The organism is Ensifer sp. GW823-FHT05D09, from assembly GCF_058795755.1.
This window is the reverse complement of sequence record NZ_JBXAIA010000002.1, coordinates 503,911-524,245: the sequence shown is the minus strand read 5'-3', so window position 1 is coordinate 524,245 and position 20,335 is coordinate 503,911. Positions and strand designations below refer to the sequence as shown.

Below are 20,335 nucleotides of genomic sequence, written 5' to 3'. Positions count from 1 at the left end.
TTCGCATTTCATTCGATGGATAGGGCCGATCAGGCAGCCATCGCCTTACGCAGGTTCTCGTCGATCTTGTCGAGGAAGCCGGTGGTCGAGAGCCACGGCTGGTCGGGGCCGATGAGCAGCGCCAGGTCCTTGGTCATGAAGCCCGATTCGACCGTGTCGACGCAGACCTTTTCGAGCGTTTCGGAGAAGCGCGCGAGTTCGGCATTGCCGTCGAGCTTGGCACGGTGGGCAAGGCCACGGGTCCAGGCGAAGATCGAGGCGATCGAGTTGGTCGAGGTTTCCTCGCCCTTCTGGTGCTGGCGGTAGTGACGGGTCACGGTGCCGTGCGCAGCTTCGGCTTCGACCGTCTGGCCATCCGGCGTCATCAGGACCGAGGTCATCAGGCCGAGCGAGCCGAATCCCTGGGCGACGATGTCGGACTGGACGTCGCCGTCGTAGTTCTTGCACGCCCAGACGTAGCCGCCGGACCACTTCAGTGCCGATGCGACCATGTCGTCGATCAGGCGGTGTTCGTACCAGATCTTCAGTTCCTTGAACTTGTCGGCGAATTCTTCGTCGAACACCTTCTGGAAGATGTCCTTGAAGCGGCCGTCATAGACCTTGAGGATGGTGTTCTTGGTCGACAGGTAAACCGGAACCTTGCGCTGAATGCCGTAGTTGAGCGAAGCGCGAGCGAATTCGGTGATCGAATCGTCGAGGTTGTACATGCCCATGGCAACGCCGGCCGACGGGGCGTCGAATACGTCGTATTCGATTTCCTTGCCGTCTTCGCCGACGAACTTCATCGTCAGCTTGCCCTTGCCCGGAAACTTGAAGTCGGTGGCGCGGTACTGGTCACCGAAGGCGTGACGGCCGACGATGATCGGCTTGGTCCAGCCGGGAACCAGGCGGGGAACGTTCTTGCAGATGATCGGCTCGCGGAAGATGACGCCGCCGAGGATGTTGCGGATCGTGCCGTTCGGCGACTTCCACATCTTCTTGAGCTTGAATTCTTCGACGCGGGCTTCGTCCGGGGTAATCGTGGCGCACTTGACGCCGACGCCGTGCTTCTTGATGGCGTTGGCAGCATCGATCGTCACCTGGTCGTCGGTGGCGTCGCGGTTTTCCATGCCGAGGTCATAATACTCGAGGTCGATGTCGAGGTAGGGATGGATCAGCTTGTCCTTGATGAACTGCCAGATGATGCGGGTCATCTCGTCGCCGTCGAGTTCGACGACCGGATTGGCGACCTTGATCTTTGCCATGAATATGCCTCGTAGCTTAGCGGGACAGCGGGAGCGATGTCCCTTCCTCTTTAGAAAAATCCAGTGCCCTATAGCATTGTGAAACGGCAAGGCAAAGCATGCTTGACTGAAACTTTGGGTGGAGGTTCAAACGACCTCAAGGCAGGGGGACGGACGGCATTTTCGAGGGGTTTTAATCTGTCTCATGCCTTGAAAAGATCGGAGGCGACGTTAATCAGAAGAGAGCAGCGAAGCGGCGCCGCTCGTTGGCCGCCGCGGCAGGCAAAGGCAACCGATGGAAATTCGTTCCCGCGTGCGCGACTGGCTTCTCGCCAACGACCCCGCCTTTTCCCGGCTGCGGCAGGCAACGCGCATCACCGCGACGATCGTTTCGTCGGTTCTGCTGCTGATGGCTTTCCATTATCTCGTAGCGCCACTGCCACCGGCCGCCTATGGCCTTGCCGTTTCTCTGTCTATCGAGGGCGGCCTTGCCGTGCGCGATCGCACCCATGGCGAACAGCTGGTAACCCGCGTGATCGCCGTCGTCGCCGGCGTCTCGATGGTGGCACTGGCCTCGCTGCTCGAGAGTCATCGCTATGTCTCTGATGTCGTCTTCCTGCTGATCATCTTCCTGGCGGTTTATGGCAGATCGTTCGGAGCGCGTTGGTTCGCCGTCGGCATGTTCGCCTTCATGTCCTATTTCATCGGTGCGTATCTGCGCCCGACCGCCGATCAGTTGCCGGCGCTGTTTCTTGGCGCTGCGGTCTCGGCGACGGTTGCACATCTCGTCCGCACCGTCCTTTTGCCCGACAACCGCTACCGCGATCTCATGCGCGCTGCAGCCAGCGTCCAGCAGCGCGTCGACCAAATGCTGGAGGAATTGCTCGACGTCGCGCGCAAACCGATGCTGCTCGAAACCGACCGCACCCGGCTTCACCGCAGGGAAGAACGCCTCAAGGAGGCGGTGTTGATGGCGGAAAGTTTCATCCCGACGGAGAACCGACGCCCGGAGCCCGAGCCGGGCTTGGCCTCGTCGGATGTGGTGATCAACCTCTTCGACCTGCATCTGGCAGCAGAGAGTGTGATCGTCCTCAGCCTTCAGGCCATGCCGCCCGTGGCCTTGATCGAAGCGATGCTTGCACGCAACTCCGCCGAAATCGAAGCGGAGACTGCACGCATCGACAGAACAAACGAGCGGCTCGCCGAAACGGTCAAGGCGCTCTCATGGCTGCGAAATGTCCGGCAGCGGCTGGCGGGCAGCCTGGCAAAGCTCGACGAGCATGACCTCGATGACCCGAGCGAACCCGAAAGCGGCCGGGCTGCAACGCGGCTGAACCTGTCGTTCGACAATCCGGCACTCAAATCCGCAATCCAGATCACCCTTGCCGCAGGGATCGCCATGGTCTTCGGGCTGATGCTGTCGCGCGATCGCTGGTTCTGGGCGGTGCTGGCCGCCTTCCTCGTCTTCACCAACACGCGGTCGCGCGGCGACACGGCGGTCAAGGCGCTGCAGCGCTCGGCCGGTACGCTGTTCGGGATCGTGGTTGGCATCGTCGCCGGTACCCTGGTCGCCGGCAATATCTATCTCGTGCTGCCGCTCAGTGCGCTTTGCGTCTTTCTTGCCTTCTACTTCCTTGCTGTTTCCTATGCGACAATGACGTTCTTCGTCTCCGTCGTCCTGTCGCTGCTCTACAGCCTGATGGGTGTGCTTACGCCTGAGTTGCTGCAGCTGCGCCTGGAGGAAACCCTGATCGGCTCGATCGCCGGTGCTGCGGTTGCCTTCGTCGTCTTTCCGACACGAACGCGAACGTCCCTCGATCTGGCCATCAAATCCTGGTGCGGTGAACTGACGGGCCTGCTGCAAGCGGCCAAGGAGGGTGCCTCGGGCATGGCGCTGATCGTGCGGTCGCAGGCGCTGGATCGCGCCTACCGCGATCTTGCGGCGGCGGCAAAGCCGCTCGGCGTGTCCTGGCAGCTGGTCACGCGTCCGGGGCATGTCCGACAGACGCTGGCGATCTTCATGGGCTGCACCTATTGGGCGCGCGTATTTGCCCGACGCGTCGCCGACGAAGCCGTTGACCCGACATTCCTCAGCGACATCGACGAAAACCTCGCGCTCGTTCGTTCGATCGAGGAAAAGGGAGCGGGCTACTTCTACGATGTCGGCCGCGTCGCCGGACCGGTCGACCGCCACCTGCCGATATCGAAGGACGATGCCGGGCTGGGGCTCGAGATGATCGGCATCTCGCTCAACCGCCTGCATCCAGCGGTGGGCTGACCTCCACCGATGCCTGGACTTTAACTTTCCAGGCTTTTGTGCGAGGGAAGCGCCGAACAGAAGACGAAGGCGAAAGACATGGCAGGCACGAACAGCGAACGAGAACTCCTGACCGAAGGACCGGCGATCATTCTCGCCTATCCGCAGCTCGGCGAGAACATCGGCATGGTTGCCCGCGCCATGGCCAATTTCGGCCTGTCGGAGCTGCGCCTCGTCAACCCGCGCGACGGCTGGCCGAACGAAAAGGCGCAATCCGCCGCCAGCCGCGCCGACCACGTCATCGAGGGCGCCAAGCTCTATGACACGCTGGAAGAGGCGATCGCCGACCTCAACTTCGTCTATGCGACGACGGCGCGTGACCGCTACGGCTACAAGCCGGTGCGCTCGCCGATCGTGGCGGCGCGTACGCTGAGGCAACGCTTCACCGCCGGCGAGGCGACCGGCATCATCTTCGGTCGCGAGCGCACAGGCCTCACCAACGAGGAGGTGGCGCTCGCCGACGAGATCGTCACTTTTCCCGTGAACCCGGCCTTTGCCTCGCTCAACCTCGCCCAGGCCGTGCTGCTCATGTCCTATGAGTGGCTGAAAACCGGCATGGAAAGCGAAGACCAGACGTCCTTCCAGGCGCTGGAGCAGCGCCCCGCAAAGAAGGACGACCTGCAGGGCCTATTCGATCATCTGGAAGATGCGCTGGAAGCGCGCAACTATTTCCGCTCCGCCGACAAAAAGCCGAAATTGGTGGAAAATCTGCGAACCGTTCTGACCAGACCATCCTTTACCGAAACGGAAATCCGGGTGCTGCGCGGCGTGATCTCGTCGCTCGACCGGTTTTCGCGCGAACATCCCCGGGGTTCCGGCGCTCCTGCCGATAGCAGCAGGGCGGAGGCAAACAAGAAGGCATCAGACAGCGGTGACAGCGACTGACCTGAAACCCATCCTCGTCTTCGACAGCGGCATCGGAGGACTGACGGTCCTGCGCGAGGCGCGGGTGCTGATGCCGGAGCGGCATTTCATCTATATCGCCGACGATGCCGGCTTCCCCTATGGGGGCTGGGAGGAGGAGGCGCTGCGGGCACATGTCATCGCGCTCTTCGGTCGCCTTTTGACCGAGCACGACCCCGAAATCTGCGTCATTGCCTGCAACACTGCCTTCACGCTGGTCGGTGCCGATCTGCGCGCCGCTTTTCCTCAGATGACCTTCGTTGGCACCGTGCCGGCGATCAAGCCGGCGGCCGAGCGGACGCGCTCCGGACTCGTTTCTGTTCTGGCGACGCCGGGCACGGTCAAGCGCGCCTATACGCGCGACCTGATCCAGTCCTTCGCCAGCCAATGTCATGTCCGCCTGGTCGGCTCGGAAAACCTCGCCAGGATGGCAGAGGCCTATATTCGTGGCGAGAAGCTCGACGACGCCGAGGTGCTGGCCGAAATCGCGCCGTGCTTCATCGAGATGGACGGCCGCAAGACCGATATCGTCGTTCTCGCCTGCACGCATTATCCGTTCATGGCCAACCTGTTCCGCAAGCTCGCGCCATGGCCGGTCGACTGGCTGGATCCGGCCGAGGCGATCGCGCGGCGCGCACGCTCGCTGGTGCCACTGCCCAATGGCTTCGCACCGTTGAACGGCGAGGACCCGGCAATCTTCACCTCAGGAAAGCCGGATTTTTCGACCCGCCGGCTGATGCAGGGATTCGGACTGACAGTGCGGTAGACGAAGTCTTCTTATCTGTGGGTTTCGCGCTTTGAACCGGGAAAACTGCGGGGAAGGGTGCTAGACCTCAGGGCTTGCGGGCGCGCGCCCGACATCAGCCAGAGCATGTCCAGGAAAATGCGAAGCGGTTTTCCGTCAGGAAATGCGTAAAACAGAGGTAGAGCGCATCTGCTGCTCTGCCCAAACGACGAACGCCCTAAAGGCAGGATGAGGTACAGATGAAAGTCGGCATCGACATGGGAGCGACGTCCGAAGGGACTTCGGCTTCTCTCGATATCGAGGAGCTTCTGGCGACCCGTCTTTTGGTGCAGGGCAATTCCGGCTCCGGCAAGTCGCACCTTTTGCGTCGTCTGCTTGAGCAATCCGCCCCTTGGGTGCAGCAATGCATCATCGACCCCGAGGGCGATTTCGTCACGCTCGCCGACAAGTTCGGCCATGTGGTGGTCGAGGGCGAGCGCACCGATGCTGAATTGATCGGCATTGCCACCCGCATTCGCCAGCATCGTGTTTCCTGCGTTCTGTCGCTCGAAGGGCTCGATATCGACCAGCAGATGCGCAGCGCCGGCGTGTTCCTCAACGCCATGTTCGATGCGGACCGGGAATACTGGTACCCCGTGCTCGTGGTCGTCGACGAAGCGCAGATGTTTGCGCCGTCGGTTGCCGGCGATGTCACCGAAGAAGTCCGCAAGATTTCGCTCGGCGCCATGACCAATCTCATGTGTCGTGGACGTAAGCGTGGGCTTGCCGGCGTCATCGCCACCCAGCGCCTGGCAAAGCTTGCCAAGAACGTTGCGGCAGAAGCGTCCAACTTCCTGATGGGCCGGACCTTCCTCGATATCGACATGCTGCGTGCTGCCGATCTGCTCGGCATGGATCGCCGGACCGCGGAAATGTTCCGCGATCTGAAGCGCGGCTCCTTCGTCGCCCTCGGCCCGGCGCTGTCGCGTCGTCCGCTGAAAGTGACCATCGGCGCCGTCGAGACCTCGGCACGCTCGACGAGCCCCAAGCTGATGCCATTGCCGGAAGCGCCGCAGGATGTGGAAGACCTGATCTTTACGCCCGACGCCGACGAACTGACCCGGCCGCTTGTGCGTCGTGCCGCGCCACCGCCGCGCCCGGCCACAGATATTCTCGCCGAACTGTCGCGTCCGCGTCCGGAGCCTATGGCGCCGATCGAGGTGAAACCTGCTCAGCCGGAAATGTCGTCGGAAGAGCGTGGCGCGCTGCTCGACAGCCTGCTTGCCGAAATTCTTGCCAATCCCGATGCCGCATTCCGGCCTGATGCCGAGCTGTTCCAGGACTTTCTCGTGCGCTGCCGAATCCGGCGCGTGCCAGGTGCAGCCCTGTCGCTGAGCGCCTTCCGGCGCAAGATGGCAATCGCCCGCTCGGGCGTCGATGCGGCGACCGCAGCCACGGACGCCTGGGCATCTGCTCTCCGGCTAGCTGATCGCGTCACCGAGGACCTGCAGGGCGTTTTCCTGATGATGGCGCAGGCCGCCGTGCGCGGCCTTGCATGCCCGTCGGACGCAATGATCGCACGGGCCTACGGCACCCATTCCGCCCGTCGCGCCCGGCGGCTGCTCGGCTATTTCGAGGAGAATGGGCTGATCGTCGTCCATGCCGATTTCACCGGCAAGCGAATCGTCGCCTTTCCCGACCTTGGCTGCGAAACCGCTCCGGGCGACGCGAACGGGCCGGATGCCATGGATCCGTCCGCTGCTGCAGCTGAATAGGCGCGACCTCCGTTCGAGGCTTCAGTTCCGGTTGCTTAATGACGAGACGTCCGCGATGCACGCCGCCGCCTGTCGCGTGCGTGGCGTCAAAGCCATTCCTGAATCACACGGTCGGAGGCATGGATGCAGGTCATCTCCAGCCGGGTGTCGCCGCTGTTGACGAAACGGTGCGGCGTGCCGGGATCGACGACGATGATGTCGCCGGCCTTGCCGATAAGCGTCTCTTCGCCGACCGTGAACTCCGCCTCGCCGGAGTGAATGAGCCAAGTCTCCGGATAGGGGTGGAGGTGAAGCGCCGGACCTTGGCCAGGCTCCGCATTCATCAGGAAGAGTGAAACCGGCGTGCCGTATTGTCCGCCCTCGAACAGGATAGTCCGGTTAGGGCTCTGCTTCTGCTCTGCGCGCGGAATGACATGAAACATGCTGATCTCCATCGGGTTGGTTTGCCGGTTCGAATGAGTTATCTTGACGAGAAGATATTATGCCAAAATATCTTCTCGTCAAGATATATTGCTGGAGGCCGCGGAGTAGACGATGCAGGATGAGCAAGTGAAGAGGGACCACGTCGACCGGTTGCGGGCGCAATGGGATCGCGAATTGCCGGATCTCGATACGGAGCCAATGACCATTCTCGGGCGCGCCTACCGGCTTTCGAATCTGGTGCGTCCGTCGATCGAGGAGACCTTTGCCTCCTTCGGTCTCGACCGCGGCGAATTCGACGTGATCTCGACGCTCAGGCGCTCCGGCCCTCCGTATCGCCAGACGCCGACCGACCTCTATACATTGCTGATGATTTCGTCGGGCGGACTGACACATCGGCTTGATCGGTTGCAGAAGGCAGGGCTGATCCTGCGCGAGCGTTCGGCATCGGATGGACGCAGCAGCGTGGTTGGGTTGACGGAGAAGGGCGTAGCGCTCGCAGAAGCCGCATTTCGGGCTGACATGGCGAGCGAGGCGCGCTATCTCGGAGGTCTTGGGCCAGAGGAACGTGTCGCACTGGCAGCGCTTCTGAAGAAGCTGCTTGTTTCGCTGGAAAGCCAGCAGGCCGGCGACCCCGCCTGAAATGGCCCCTAATACGGCGATTTTGTTTGACAATGCCGATCGGAAGCCCTAAAGCCGCCCCAACGCCGGGCAGAAATGTCCGGTGTTTCATTTGACATGTCCCGTGGTTTCTCCGGCATCGTGATCGTGAGAATCCTGTCAGAACTCTCAAAATGGGTTCAGAGGAGGGCGTGTTTCCTTGATCCGGTTTGGCAACAGACCGGTGTAACAGACTGAAAGGAAATGCGATGAGCAAGCGCGAATCGTCCAAGTACAAAATTGACCGCCGTATGGGCGAAAACATCTGGGGCCGTCCGAAGTCGCCGGTTAACCGCCGCGAATACGGCCCGGGCCAGCACGGCCAGCGCCGCAAGTCCAAGCTTTCGGACTTCGGTGTGCAGCTGCGCGCCAAGCAGAAGCTGAAGGGCTACTACGGCGACATCCGCGAAAAGCAGTTCCGTGCGATCTTCGCCGAAGCTGACCGCCGCAAGGGTGACACCCCGGAGAACCTGATCGGCCTGCTCGAATCGCGCCTCGACGCGATCGTCTACCGCGCAAAGTTCGTTCCGACCGTTTTCGCTGCACGCCAGTTCGTCAACCATGGCCACGTCAAGGTTAACGGCGTTCGCGTCAACATCGGTTCCTACCGTTGCAAGCCGGGCGACGTCATCGAAGTCAAGGAAAAGTCCAAGCAGCTCGTGACCGTTCTCGAATCGGTTCAGCTCGCTGAGCGTGACGTTCCTGACTACATCGAAGTCGACCACAACAAGATGGTAGCAACCTTCGTCCGCGTTCCGGTTCTCTCCGACGTGCCTTACGCCGTCGTCATGGAACCGCACCTCGTCGTCGAATTCTACTCGCGTTAATCCGGGGCCTTGGCCTTGTGAACGTTTCGAAAACCGCCCGGAAACGGGCGGTTTTTTTGTCTCTTCAGATCTCTTCAGATATCGTGGCGTTTTGATCTGTCGCGCATCGCCCTTGTCACGGACAAAGCGCTGATGTGCGCGGCGGAAGGGGAAATCGCATGCCGGAGCAGAAGACGCCGCAGGATCTGCAGGCGATCATCGAGGATATCCACCGCGAGCTGACACCACGGCTCGGCGAGGGCAAGGTCGCGGACTACATCCCGCAGCTCGCGCGCGTTAATCCCGAGCACTTCGGCATGGCGATCGTCACCACGGATGGGCAGGTGCACCGGGTCGGCGACGCCGAGGTGCCGTTCTCCATCCAGAGTGTCTCCAAGGTGTTCACGCTGACACTGGCGCTCGGCAAACACGGCGAAAACATCTGGCATCGCGTCGGTCGCGAACCTTCAGGCTCGGCCTTCAACTCGATCGTCCAGCTCGAGCAAGAAGGTGGCAAGCCACGCAATCCCTTCATCAATGCCGGCGCCATCACCATCAGCGACCTGATCCTTGCTGGCCACACGCCGCGCGAACTGATCGGCGAGATCGTGCAGTTCGTCCGCTACCTCGCCGACGACGACGCCATCGTCATCGATCATGAGGTCGCCCGCTCCGAAACGGCAACGGGCTTCCGCAATTTCGCGCTTGCAAACTTCATGCGCTCCTTCGGGCGGCTCGATCACCCGGTCGAGCATGTGCTCGGCGTCTACTTCCATCACTGCGCGCTATCGATGACATGCAGCCAGCTCGCCAAGGCCGGTCTGTTCCTGGCGGCCGGCGGCACCAATCCCTTGTCCGGGCATTCGGTCGTGTCGCGCCAGCGCGCCCGGCGCATCAACGCGCTGATGCTGACCTGCGGCCACTATGATGGTTCGGGCGATTTCGCCTACCGGGTCGGCCTGCCCGGCAAGAGCGGCGTCGGCGGCGGCATTCTCGCCGTCGCGCCCGGCAAGGCTTCCGTCGCCGTCTGGTCGCCCGGGCTGAACCACAACGGCAATTCGCTTCTGGGTTCTCTCGCGCTCGAGATGCTTGCCGCGCGTACCGGCTGGTCGGTGTTTGGCTCCTGATTTCGGCCGAAGGGCCGTTTTCCCTTGATCTTGCTGTGGGAACGGGGCAAGTGCTGGCCGTGACGCGCCGCGCGCCTTTTTCCCTGCGCCCGCCATTCCAGGATCGTTGCCATGGATCATTCGCCAGCCCTTTCGCCTGACGCAATCGACAATGCCATTGAAGACGGCGAGATCGAGACGGGCCTTCACCCGATCTTCGAACGCATGCCGTCGTCGGTCTCCTTCAACAAGCTGCGCAAGCGGCTGTTGCGGCAGACGCGCCAAGCGCTTGACGACTTCGGCATGCTGAAGGGCGCCAAGCGTTGGCTCATCGGTATCTCCGGCGGCAAGGACAGCTACAGTCTGCTGGCGCTGCTGATGGACCTGCAATGGCGCGGGCTGCTTCCGGTCGAGCTCGTCGCCTGCAATCTCGACCAGGGCCAGCCGAACTTTCCGAAGCACATCCTGCCGGAATATCTGGCCTCGATCGGCGTCAAGCACCGGATCGAATATCGCGACACCTATTCGATCGTGAAGGAAAAGGTGCCGACGGGTGCCACCTACTGCTCACTCTGTTCGCGGCTGCGCCGCGGCAATCTCTACCGGATCGCGCGCGAAGAGGGCTGCGATGCGCTGGTCCTCGGCCATCACCGGGAAGACATTCTCGAAACCTTCTTCATGAACTTCTTCCACGGCGGCAGGCTCGCCTCGATGCCGGCAAAGCTGTTGAACGATGAAGGCGACCTGATGCTGCTGCGGCCGCTCGCCTATGCCGCCGAGGACGACCTGGCGAAGTTCGCGGCAGCCATGGAGTTCCCGATCATTCCTTGCGACCTCTGCGGATCGCAGGACGGGCTGGAGCGCAACGCGATGAAGGCGATGCTCGCCGATCTCGAGCGACGCATGCCCGGCCGCAAGGATACGATGCTGCGCGCACTTGGCCATGTGAACCCGTCGCATCTGCTCGACCCCAAGCTATTCGACTTCCAGTCCCTCACACCGGAGCCCAAAGAATGAGCCATTCCGTCGACATCGCCGCCCTTGCCAATCTCTTGCAGGAGGCCGCGGTCAAAGAAATCCTGCCGCGGTTTCGCAATCTCGGCGCGGGCGATGTGCGGATGAAGTCGGAAGCGATCGATCTCGTCACCGAAGGTGACGAGGCGGCCGAGCGCCTGATCAAGGCACGCATGGACGAGATCGCTCCGGGTGCGGTGTTCATCGGCGAAGAATCGGTCGCCGCCGATCCGGCCCTGCTCGACAAGCTGGCCGATGCCGATCTCGCCGTCGTCGTCGACCCGATCGACGGCACCTTCAACTTCGCAGCCGGCCTGCCGCTCTTCGGCGTCATGGCGAGCGTCGTTTCCAAGGGCGAGACGGTTGCCGGCATCATCTATGATCCGCTGGGGAACGACTGGGTGATTGCCGAGAAGGGCTCGGGTGCCTGGATGTGCCGCCCCGACGGTTCGCAGGAGCGCATGGCGGTGACGGCAGGCGTTCCGCTCGAGGCCATGGTCGGCGGCGCCTCGACGGGCTTCTACAAGCAAGAGGCCCGGCGCGAAGTCATGGCCAACATGGCGAAGGTGCGAATTGCTACGAGCTACCGGTGTGCTGCACACGAATACCGCATCCTTGCCGGCGGCCACATCCACTTCCTGATGTACCAGAAGCTGATGCCCTGGGATCATCTGGCCGGTACGCTGATCGCGCAGGAAGCGGGCGCCTATGCCGCGCGCTTCGACGGTTCGCCCTACCTGCCTGCCCATCTCAATGGTGGCCTGCTGCTCGCCACCGACAAGGACAGCTGGGAAACGCTGCGTCGCGAAGTTTTCACCGTCTGACAGGACGAGATCATGCAATGAAAAGAGCCCGCCTGGATCGCTCCAGGCGGGCTTTTTGTTGGCAGGAGATAATCACATATGGCCGCCGCCATGGTCGAGCGAGACGTCCTTGTCGCCGGGGTGGGTGAAGAGCTTGCCCTTCTCGGCCCAAAGGGTTGCCAGGATCGTCACGATGCCGAAGAGGGCAAAGCCTCCAAGCAGCGGCTGCAGCGTGCCGTTGAACAGCTGACCGACGAGACCGCCGATCAGGGCGCCGCCTGTCGTCGAGACGAAGCCGGTGATCGCCGTCGCGGTGCCGGCGAGGTGTCCCATCGGCTCCAGGCTGATCGCCGTGAAGTTGGTGGCGATGACGGCGAAAAACATCAACAGCACCGAGAACATCAGATAGCTGACGACGAAGGCCGGCGTGCCCGAAAGTGCCATCGCAAAGCCGACGATGGAAATCAGCGTGAACAGGATCATCGACACGTGCGAGATGCGGCGCATACCGAAGCTGCGCACGAAAAAGCCGTTGGCGAAGTTGGCAACGGCAATGCCGCCGGCGGTGCCGGCAAAGGCGATCGGCAGCCACTCGCCGAGGCCATAGACCTCGCCGAAGATCTGCTGGACGGTAACGATGTAGGCGCAGATGACGGCGGTGAACATCGTCATGCCGATCATGTAGCCGCAGGTGATGCGGTTGGTCAGCACCGTCTTGAAGCCGGATGCGACCGACTTGACGGACAGCGGCAGGCGCTCTTCCTTCGGCAGCGATTCCTTCATGCGGGTCAGCGCCCAAACGAAGAGGATGGCGCCGATGATGCCGATTAGGATGAAGATCCAATGCCAGTTGGCATAGAGAATGACCAATTGGCCGATCGACGGCGCGACGATCGGAACGACCATGAAGACGATCATGACGTAGGACATCACCCGCGCCATCTCGCGGCCGCCGAAGCAGTCGCGCACGATCGCCATGGTGGTGATCCGCACGGCAGCTGCCCCGATACCCTGGACGAAGCGCAGGACGAGCAGCATTTCGAAGCTCTGGGTGAGGGCGGCTGCAAACATCGACACGGTGAAGAAAGCAAGGCCGCCGAGCAGCACGGCGCGCCGTCCGAACGTGTCGGAAAGGCTACCGAAGAAAATCTGCGAAAGACCGAAGCCGAGGAAGAAGACGCCGATGACAAGCTGGGTGTCGTTGGAGTTGGCGACGTTCAACGACTGGCCGATGCTCGGCAATGCCGGCAGCATGCTGTCGATGGCGATGGCCACGCTCGCTGTCATGACGGCGATGGTGATGATGAATTCGAGGAGGCCCATGTTCAGGCGCGCGGCGCCTGAAACCCCGTCGACATGGTCTGATTGAGTGGTGATCGTGGTCATTGTGCGTACCCGTAAAGAGCGGATCTGGGAGGAGTAACTGCTGGCGGGCTCAGATTAGCCTGCCGGATTGTGTGCCTTGAACAGCTTTCCGCGTTCGGCGATCAGAACGAAGACGACAGCGATCGCCGCGACGGTGAAATAGCCGGTCGCCAGCGGTGTCGTCGTTCCGTCAAAGGCCTGCCCGATGAAGGCGCCGATGACGCCGCCGCCAATGGTCTGCGTAAAGCCAAGCACCGAGGAGGCCGTGCCGGCGACATGGCCGAGCGGCTCCATCGCCATCGCGTTGAAGTTCGACGCGATCAACCCGAATTGGAACATCGCAGCACCATAGAGGACCACGAAGAGCGGGAAGGGCACCGGCCCATAGAGCGACGCCGCCATCCAGAGGAAGCTCGCGAACATGAATCCGAGCAGAGCGGAGTGCGACAGCGCCCGCATGCCGAAACGCCGCACGAGCTGCGAGTTGGTGAAGGACGCCACCGCCATCATGCCGGCAAATGCCGCAAATACGACCGGAAACCACAATCCAAGCCCATAGACCCCGACAAAGATCTGCTGCGCCGAGTTGATGAAGCCGAAGAGAGCACCAAGGATGACCGATGTCGCCAACGTATAGAACAGCGACAGCCGGTTGGTCAGCACAATCTTGAAGCCGCTAACGATGACGGACGGCGTGAACGCGCGGCGATGATCCGGGTTCAGCGTTTCCTGAAGCCGGAACACGACGAGCGTGGCCATCGTAAAGGCAAAGACCGCGATGACGACGAAGATCATGTGCCACTCGGCAAAGATCATGATCAACTGCCCGATGCTCGGTGCGACGACCGGCACGATCATGAACACCATCATGATCAGCGACATCACCTCGGCCATGCGCCGACCACCATAGACGTCGCGAACGATCGAAACTGTGATGACGCGGGTGGCAGCTGCGCCGATGCCCTGGACGAAGCGAAGAGCAAGCAGGGCGCTGAAGGTCGGCACGATGGCGATGGCGACCGCGCAGAGACCATAGATGCCGAGGCCGGCAAGCAGCGGTGCCTTGCGGCCGAAGCGATCCGACAACGGGCCGAAGAACAGCTGTGCCACGCCCATGCCGATGAGATAGGCGGTGATGACATACTGCCGATGGTTTTCGTCGGTCACGCCGAGGCTGGCGCCGATCTGCTGCAGGCCCGGTAGCATGATGTCGATCGAGATCGCATTGACGGCCATCAACATCGCCATCAGCGCGATGAACTGAAATTTGCTGAGGCCGGGAGCGGCCGCTTCGTCTGTCGTGCTCGTCATAGGCAAAATCCTTGCGGCGCGCCGGGCGCAACCGAAATAGGTCAAGACCGGAGTTTGTTCCGGAAAGAGGCGACGTCGGCTGGCAAAATGCCGGTCGGCATGTCGAGTGTCGTTTGAGGGGACGGGCCTGGTCCGGCAAAGCGGTGCAAGCGGCATCCGATGTGAAGCGAAAGGGACTTTCGACGACGGCAGCCGGGCCAAGCCGGAGCGTGGGGCGGGCAAACGCCCTTTCAAGCTGCTTATGCCGAGTTATCGCGACCGCTTCATGACAGAACGAGAGTGCGTTCCACCTAGAAAAGAACAACGAAAATTAGATGATCCGGATCTATTTCCGGAATCAAAAAAGGCGGTCGCCCGCCTTTTCCGACAAGATCGGAGTTGGCGGCCTGACTTAGGCGGCAGCACCCTTGACCGAAATTCCCTGTTCCTGCAGGTGCGACTGGAGTTCGCCAGCCTGGAACATTTCGCGGACAATGTCGCAACCGCCGAGGAATTCACCCTTCACATAAAGCTGCGGGATGGTCGGCCAGCTCGAGTAATCCTTGATGCCCTGGCGCAGATCCGCGTCGGCAAGGACATTGATGCCCTTGTAGTCGACGCCGATGTAATCGAGAATCTGAACCACCTGACCGGAGAAGCCACACTGGGGGAACTGCGGCGTGCCCTTCATGAAGAGCACCACATCGTTGGTCTTGACTTCGTTCGCGATGAATTCGTGAATTCCGCTCATCTTTTCATCCTTCCTGCGCCGGTTTCAAGGACCGGATATCCGTTTGGCCTTAGATAGCATGCATATCGGTGATTTTCACCACCCAAGTGCAACAAATATTGATGGGCCTCAAGATGTGGTTTTAATACAACTCATCAGGCCGAGCGTCTGCGTGTCTTGCTGCGTGCGCTGGCGGTCCGCCGCCGGCTCACCTGCTTCTTGGCCGGCTTGCCGATGGCGGCCTCCAGGATATCGCCGAGAATGCCGCCCGACGCAGCCTTGCGCGTCCGGCGCTTGGTCCGCTTCGTCGCGGTCCGCTTGACGCCGGTCTTCTTCAGGATTTCCTTCAGCGCGCTGTCGACGACGCCACTGACCAGTTCCTTGATCAGGTCGGCCATCTCAAACTTACTCCGGCGCGCTGGTCTGAAGGGCGAGCGCGTGCAGAACACCGCCCATGTTGCCCTTCAGCGCGTTATAGACCATCTGGTGCTGCTGCACGCGGGTCTTGCCGCGAAACGCTTCGGCCACGACTTCGGCGGCATAGTGGTCGCCGTCACCGGCCAGATCGCGGATCGTGACCTTGGCGCCGGGAATTCCTGCCTTGATCATGTCTTCGATGTCGCCTGGTGCCATGGGCATGATACGCCTACTCCCTTTATTATTCTGCGGCGGCAGCAGCGTTGCTGGAGCCGTCCATGAAGTCAGGGAACCACGATTCATGGGCGGAGCGCAATTGCTGAATTGCCACGGCGCGAGCAGCGCCGAGCTTGACGGCATCACCGCCTGTCTTGCCAATTTCGGGAAGAGCAACGCCGGCCTTTTCCGCGCGGGCCCGAACGGCGGCGACGTTGGCGTCGGCGACCGTCAGCACGTAGCGGCCCTGGTCTTCGCCGTAGAAAACAGCAATCGGATCATGACCTTCGACCGCATCGACCGTTGCGCCGATATCGGACGCCATCGCCATTTCGGCAACGGCGAGGGCCAGACCGCCGGACGAGCAGTCGTGAACCGATGTCACCAAACCGTCGACGATCAGGCTGCGGACGAAGTCACCCACCTTGCGCTCGTGCGCCAGATCGACATGCGGCGCCGGACCGTCGGTACGGCCATGGACGTCGCGCATATAGACCGACTGGGCGATATGCGAACCGAGGCCCTCGGGCGCACCGGCAAGCAGGATCGTTTCGCCGGCAGCGGCAAAACGGATGCGCGCCATCTTCGACCAATCCTTGATCAAGCCAACGCCGCCAATCGTCGGGGTCGGCAGGATACCCTGGCCGTTGGTTTCGTTATAGAGCGACACGTTGCCGGAAACGATCGGGAAATCGAGCGCCGTGCAGGCTTCGCCGATGCCTTTGATGGCATGAACCAGCTGGCTCATGATCTCTGGGCGCTCCGGGTTGCCGAAGTTGAGGTTGTCGGTGGCCGCCAGCGGCAGCGCGCCGGTTGCCGTCAGGTTGCGCCAGCATTCAGCAACCGCCTGCTTGCCACCTTCGAACGGATCCGCCTCGACGTAACGCGGCGTCACGTCGGAGGAGAAGGCGAGCGCCTTCGTCTGGTGGCCCTCGACGCGCACGACGCCAGCGTCACCCCCCGGCAGCTGCAGCGAGTTGCCCTGGATCAGCGTATCGTACTGCTCGTAGACCCAGCGGCGCGAAGAATTGTTGGCCGAACCGACCAGTTGCACCAGCGCGTCGGCAACATCGGTCTGCGGAATATCGTTGGTCGCAAGGGCCGTCGGCACCTTGGCCGGCGTCCAGGGACGGTCGTATTCCGGCGCCTCGTCGCCCAATTCCTTGATCGGCAGGTTCGCGACCTCTTCACCCTGATGCAGGATGCGGAAGCGCAGGTCGTCGGTGGTCTTGCCGACGATGGCGAAGTCGAGGCCCCACTTGACGAAGATCGCCTTGGCGACTTCTTCCTTTGCCGGCTCCAGCACCATGAGCATGCGCTCCTGGCTCTCGGACAGCATCATCTCGTAGGCCGTCATGCGCTCTTCGCGCACCGGCACGGTGTCGAGGTTGAGCTCGATGCCGAGGTCGCCCTTGGCGCCCATTTCGACGGCCGAGCAGGTAAGGCCGGCGGCACCCATGTCCTGGATGGCGATGACGGCGCCGGTCTGCATCAGCTCGAGGCAGGCTTCCAGCAGGCACTTTTCGGTGAAGGGGTCGCCAACCTGCACGGTCGGGCGCTTTTCCTCGATTGATTCGTCGAACTCGGCCGATGCCATGGTCGCGCCGCCGACGCCGTCGCGGCCGGTCTTGGCACCAAGGTAGACGACGGGCAGGCCCACACCTTCGGCCTTGGAGTAGAAGATCGCATCGCTCTTGGCGAGGCCGGCGGCAAAGGCGTTGACGAGGATGTTGCCGTTGTAGCGCGCGTCGAACTCGACTTCGCCACCAACAGTCGGAACACCGAAGGAATTGCCGTAGCCGCCGACGCCGGCAACGACGCCGGAAACGAGGTGGCGGGTCTTCGGATGGTCCGGCGCGCCGAAGCGCAGGGCGTTCATCGCTGCGACCGGGCGGGCGCCCATGGTGAAGACGTCGCGCAGGATGCCGCCGACGCCGGTCGCGGCCCCCTGGTAAGGCTCGATGTAGGACGGGTGGTTGTGGCTCTCCATCTTGAAGACGACGCAGTCGCCGTCATCGATGTCGACGACGCCGGCATTTTCACCCGGCCCCTGGATGACGCGCGGGCCCTTGGTCGGCAGCGTGCGCAGCCATTTCTTCGAAGACTTGTAGGAGCAGTGCTCGTTCCACATCGCGGAGAAGATGCCGAGCTCGGTGAAGGTCGGCTCGCGACCGATCAGGCCGAGAATGCGCTCGTATTCGTCGGGCTTGAGCCCGTGCGAGGCGATGAGTTCCGGGGTGATGGGGCGGGTGTTGGAAATCGTCATCGTCGACCGTCAAATCCTTCGGGCGGCGCGCAATCCTTCCACGGGATATGGCGCGTGCGAACCGCAACAGACACAGGGGGCGCTTTGCGGCTTCTTTAGCGTATGCTGCGGCGCGGCGCGACAGAAAAATACGGCCGATCAACAGCGGTTGCGGCGTTTTTCGAGGCGCCCATGCGCCTCGCCGGCGCTTACCCGTCAGAACGTGTAGCCGAGCGCGAGGCCGGCCCGGGTCAAGCCGTCGTTGGGACCATCACAAAGTTCGGCGTGCGAGGCATGCTCCACCGTCGCCGACAGGTTCCAATGATCGTCGAATCTGACGCCGGCCGCAGCATATTCGCGAAAGAGCAGGCGGCAGCCGAGCTTCGGTCCGGATGTGCCGTCGGCTTTGAGATTGCCGTCATGCACGGTTCCGCCAGCGCCAAGCTCGACGAAGAAGCGCTTCGTCACATCGAAGGTCCAGCTCAGACCGCCATAGACTTGGTTGGCTCCTTCGGAGGACGTTGCGACGGCAGCCCCCGCATGGATGCGGGGTCGCAACAGCTTTTCGCCAAGATCCTTGGCACCGTCCGCGTCGAGCGGATCAAGGAAGACGGTGATAGAGGGAAAGACCCCGTCTTCGCGCTTGTCGCCGTTGCTGATCGAGGCGGTCGCTGCGAAGCGCATCTCATCGAAGATGCCGTCGCCGGCAATGGCCGGAGCTGGCGATAACAGACCGACGAGAAAGAGCGACGATGTCGTGAGGCAGAGCGATGAGCCCAAAAGCAATGATGGCATGCCGAGTTCCCGAAGCGAATCGATCTACGCAAAACTGCTAAAACAAATGATGCTCAGCCTTGCGCGAAAGTCACCCAGTGGATCGGGTTATCACTCGAAACTATCGTAGCCCGCCCGCCCGCTGTCGAGCAGACGCCTCAATGTCTGGAAGCCGCGGCGCACTTCGGCGCGATCGGCAGGAGAGGAGAAGCCGATACGGATGCGGTGAAAGACGCGATCCGCGCGACCGGCCTTGAACTCGTCCTCGTCGTCGACGAGCACGCCTTCCTGCAGGGCCGCCTGCTTGAACGTGCCGGAGAGCCACGGTTCCGGCAGCTTCATCCAGAGGAAGGGAACGCTCGGGTGCGAGCTGAAGTCGATGCCATCGAACACCTCGCGGGCGATCGCCTCGCGCGCTCTTATCTCTTCGATGCCCTTGGCGCGCAGAATGTTAGCCGAACCGGAAAGGACGAGGCGGGCGCAAAGCTCCGCCAGGATGAACGGCAGCCCACCGCTGACCATCTTGTGCGCGATGCGGATGCGCTGGCTGAAATGCGGCGGACAGGCAACCCAGCCGCCGCGAACACCGGCGGCAACTGATTTCGAGAGACCACCGACAAGGAACGTCCGCTCCGGCGCCAACTCAGCCAAGGGCGGCGTTGGATCGCCGGTCATGGCCCCATAAAGATCGTCCTCGACCAGCCAGACGCCATACTTGCGGGCGATGTCGGCAATGGCCTGCCGCCGGGCAAGCGGCATGACGGCCACCGTCGGGTTCTGGGCACTGGGCATCAGGAAGGCGAGCTTGGGATGCTGCTGTGCGCAGACCCGCTCGAAATCCTCTGGGATCAAGCCGAACTCATCCGATTCCATCAGCGTCGTGCGCCGCCCGATCAGGCCGGCGCTGCGGCTGACCTGGGAATAGGTCAAGGTCTCGAAGGCAATGCGGTCACCGGGCGAGGTGACCGCCGCAATCACCGCAATGACAGCGGCGTGCGCGCCCAATGTCGGGACAATCGTTTCCGGCGAGGGGCGAAAGCCGCCGCGCGCCAGCCATTGGCACCCAGCCTCGAACCAGTGATCCGGGAAGTTGCGGGCGTAGCTGGCTATGTCTGCGTGGTGATCGCGGCTGATTTCGCTCAAGAGTTCGCTGAGGACAAAGCCCTGGCCGATATCCGGCGCTGCGGTGCTGTCAAAGCGCAACTTGCCGGCGGGCGCAATCAGCGGCCGAGTGCCGGCCAAGGACGTGGTCAGCGGGTCGGCCTGCTCCGGCGGGCGGCTCTCCTGGTGATCGAGCACATAGGTTCCGCGCCCGACCTCACCGCTGACGAGCCCACGTTCACGCACCATATTGTAGGCGCGTCCGATGGTGCCAATGGTGACACCAATGTCATAGGCGAGGTTGCGCTGCGGCGGCAATTTTGCGCCAACGGGCAGGGCGCCGTCGCCGATTGCCTGTTCGATCTGGTCGGCGATCCGCGCATAAAGCGGACCATGACCCTGCTGAATGTCCGGGAGCCAATTTGTCATAGTGACAATTATCTAGA

Annotated in this window: 19 protein-coding genes; 9 read left to right on the top strand and 10 right to left on the bottom strand. The window is 62.2% G+C overall.

Annotated elements, in window-relative coordinates:
• Window positions 1-29: 29 nt before the first annotated feature.
• On the bottom strand, window positions 30-1,244 hold the full coding sequence (locus tag AC1Q80_RS08310) for an NADP-dependent isocitrate dehydrogenase (protein ID WP_173420075.1): 1,215 nt from the start codon (window positions 1,242-1,244) through the stop codon (window positions 30-32).
• Between the two features lie 274 nt (window positions 1,245-1,518).
• Here AC1Q80_RS08310 and AC1Q80_RS08305 point away from each other — a divergent pair, with 274 nt between their 5' ends.
• The 4 genes from AC1Q80_RS08305 to AC1Q80_RS08290 all read left to right on the top strand — a co-directional run bounded on the left by AC1Q80_RS08305 (window position 1,519) and on the right by AC1Q80_RS08290 (window position 6,942).
• A complete protein-coding gene (locus AC1Q80_RS08305; RefSeq protein ID WP_492360125.1) occupies window positions 1,519-3,501 on the top strand; it encodes an FUSC family protein in 1,983 nt (660 codons plus the stop codon).
• Window positions 3,502-3,579: 78 nt separating this feature from the next.
• Complete coding sequence (locus AC1Q80_RS08300) at window positions 3,580-4,425, top strand: RNA methyltransferase (RefSeq protein ID WP_173420073.1); 846 nt, start codon at window positions 3,580-3,582, stop codon at window positions 4,423-4,425.
• A complete protein-coding gene (murI, locus tag AC1Q80_RS08295) occupies window positions 4,412-5,209 on the top strand; it encodes a glutamate racemase (protein WP_492360124.1) in 798 nt (265 codons plus the stop codon). The genes AC1Q80_RS08300 and murI overlap by 14 nt, the downstream gene beginning before the upstream one ends.
• A 218-nt stretch (window positions 5,210-5,427) precedes the next feature.
• On the top strand, window positions 5,428-6,942 hold the full coding sequence (locus AC1Q80_RS08290) for a helicase HerA domain-containing protein (protein ID WP_209791898.1): 1,515 nt from the start codon (window positions 5,428-5,430) through the stop codon (window positions 6,940-6,942).
• A gap of 86 nt (window positions 6,943-7,028) precedes the next feature.
• On the opposite strand, the gene AC1Q80_RS08285 is transcribed toward AC1Q80_RS08290, so the two are convergent.
• Window positions 7,029-7,364, bottom strand: a complete 336-nt coding sequence (locus tag AC1Q80_RS08285; RefSeq protein WP_173420070.1) for a cupin domain-containing protein — start codon at window positions 7,362-7,364, stop codon at window positions 7,029-7,031.
• A 112-nt stretch (window positions 7,365-7,476) separates the two neighbouring features.
• On the opposite strand from AC1Q80_RS08285, the gene AC1Q80_RS08280 reads away from it, so the two are divergent.
• The 5 genes from AC1Q80_RS08280 (at window position 7,477) to AC1Q80_RS08260 (ending at window position 11,772) form a co-directional block, all read left to right on the top strand.
• Window positions 7,477-8,004 carry a MarR family winged helix-turn-helix transcriptional regulator gene (locus AC1Q80_RS08280; RefSeq protein ID WP_209791897.1) on the top strand — a complete coding sequence of 176 codons (528 nt, stop codon included), beginning with the start codon at window positions 7,477-7,479 and terminating at the stop codon, window positions 8,002-8,004.
• Window positions 8,005-8,231: 227 nt separating this feature from the next.
• Window positions 8,232-8,849, top strand: coding sequence for a 30S ribosomal protein S4 (gene rpsD / locus AC1Q80_RS08275; RefSeq protein WP_173420068.1), 618 nt, complete (start codon window positions 8,232-8,234; stop codon window positions 8,847-8,849).
• Between the two features lie 158 nt (window positions 8,850-9,007).
• Entirely contained in the window at window positions 9,008-9,955 is a 948-nt protein-coding gene (locus AC1Q80_RS08270) for a glutaminase (RefSeq protein WP_173420067.1), read from the top strand.
• A 111-nt stretch (window positions 9,956-10,066) separates the two neighbouring features.
• Window positions 10,067-10,951, top strand: coding sequence for a tRNA 2-thiocytidine(32) synthetase TtcA (gene ttcA / locus AC1Q80_RS08265; protein WP_492360123.1), 885 nt, complete (start codon window positions 10,067-10,069; stop codon window positions 10,949-10,951).
• Entirely contained in the window at window positions 10,948-11,772 is an 825-nt protein-coding gene (locus AC1Q80_RS08260; RefSeq protein WP_112804919.1) for an inositol monophosphatase family protein, read from the top strand. The genes ttcA and AC1Q80_RS08260 overlap by 4 nt, the downstream gene beginning before the upstream one ends.
• A gap of 72 nt (window positions 11,773-11,844) precedes the next feature.
• Here the strand turns inward: AC1Q80_RS08260 and AC1Q80_RS08255 are convergent, their stop codons facing one another.
• From AC1Q80_RS08255 to AC1Q80_RS08220, 8 genes are all read right to left on the bottom strand, one after another.
• Window positions 11,845-13,137, bottom strand: coding sequence for a multidrug effflux MFS transporter (locus AC1Q80_RS08255; protein ID WP_492360122.1), 1,293 nt, complete (start codon window positions 13,135-13,137; stop codon window positions 11,845-11,847).
• 54 nt (window positions 13,138-13,191) lie between these two features.
• The gene (locus tag AC1Q80_RS08250; protein ID WP_492360121.1) at window positions 13,192-14,427 is read right to left on the bottom strand and encodes a multidrug effflux MFS transporter; all 1,236 of its coding nucleotides are present in this window, start codon (window positions 14,425-14,427) and stop codon (window positions 13,192-13,194) included.
• Window positions 14,428-14,818: 391 nt separating this feature from the next.
• Window positions 14,819-15,157: a Grx4 family monothiol glutaredoxin gene (gene grxD / locus AC1Q80_RS08245; RefSeq protein ID WP_173420063.1), complete on the bottom strand. Its 339-nt coding sequence runs from the start codon at window positions 15,155-15,157 to the stop codon at window positions 14,819-14,821.
• A 134-nt stretch (window positions 15,158-15,291) separates the two neighbouring features.
• Window positions 15,292-15,534 carry a hypothetical protein gene (locus AC1Q80_RS08240; protein ID WP_173420062.1) on the bottom strand — a complete coding sequence of 81 codons (243 nt, stop codon included), beginning with the start codon at window positions 15,532-15,534 and terminating at the stop codon, window positions 15,292-15,294.
• 7 nt (window positions 15,535-15,541) lie between these two features.
• On the bottom strand, window positions 15,542-15,775 hold the full coding sequence (locus AC1Q80_RS08235; protein WP_053247510.1) for a BolA/IbaG family iron-sulfur metabolism protein: 234 nt from the start codon (window positions 15,773-15,775) through the stop codon (window positions 15,542-15,544).
• 19 nt (window positions 15,776-15,794) lie between these two features.
• Window positions 15,795-18,035 (bottom strand): phosphoribosylformylglycinamidine synthase subunit PurL, encoded by a 2,241-nt coding sequence (purL, locus tag AC1Q80_RS08230; RefSeq protein ID WP_173420061.1) that lies wholly within the window; start codon window positions 18,033-18,035, stop codon window positions 15,795-15,797.
• Between the two features lie 195 nt (window positions 18,036-18,230).
• Window positions 18,231-18,809, bottom strand: coding sequence for an acyloxyacyl hydrolase (locus AC1Q80_RS08225; RefSeq protein WP_492360120.1), 579 nt, complete (start codon window positions 18,807-18,809; stop codon window positions 18,231-18,233).
• 90 nt (window positions 18,810-18,899) lie between these two features.
• Entirely contained in the window at window positions 18,900-20,318 is a 1,419-nt protein-coding gene (locus tag AC1Q80_RS08220) for an aminotransferase-like domain-containing protein (protein WP_173420059.1), read from the bottom strand.
• Window positions 20,319-20,335 lie beyond the last annotated feature (17 nt).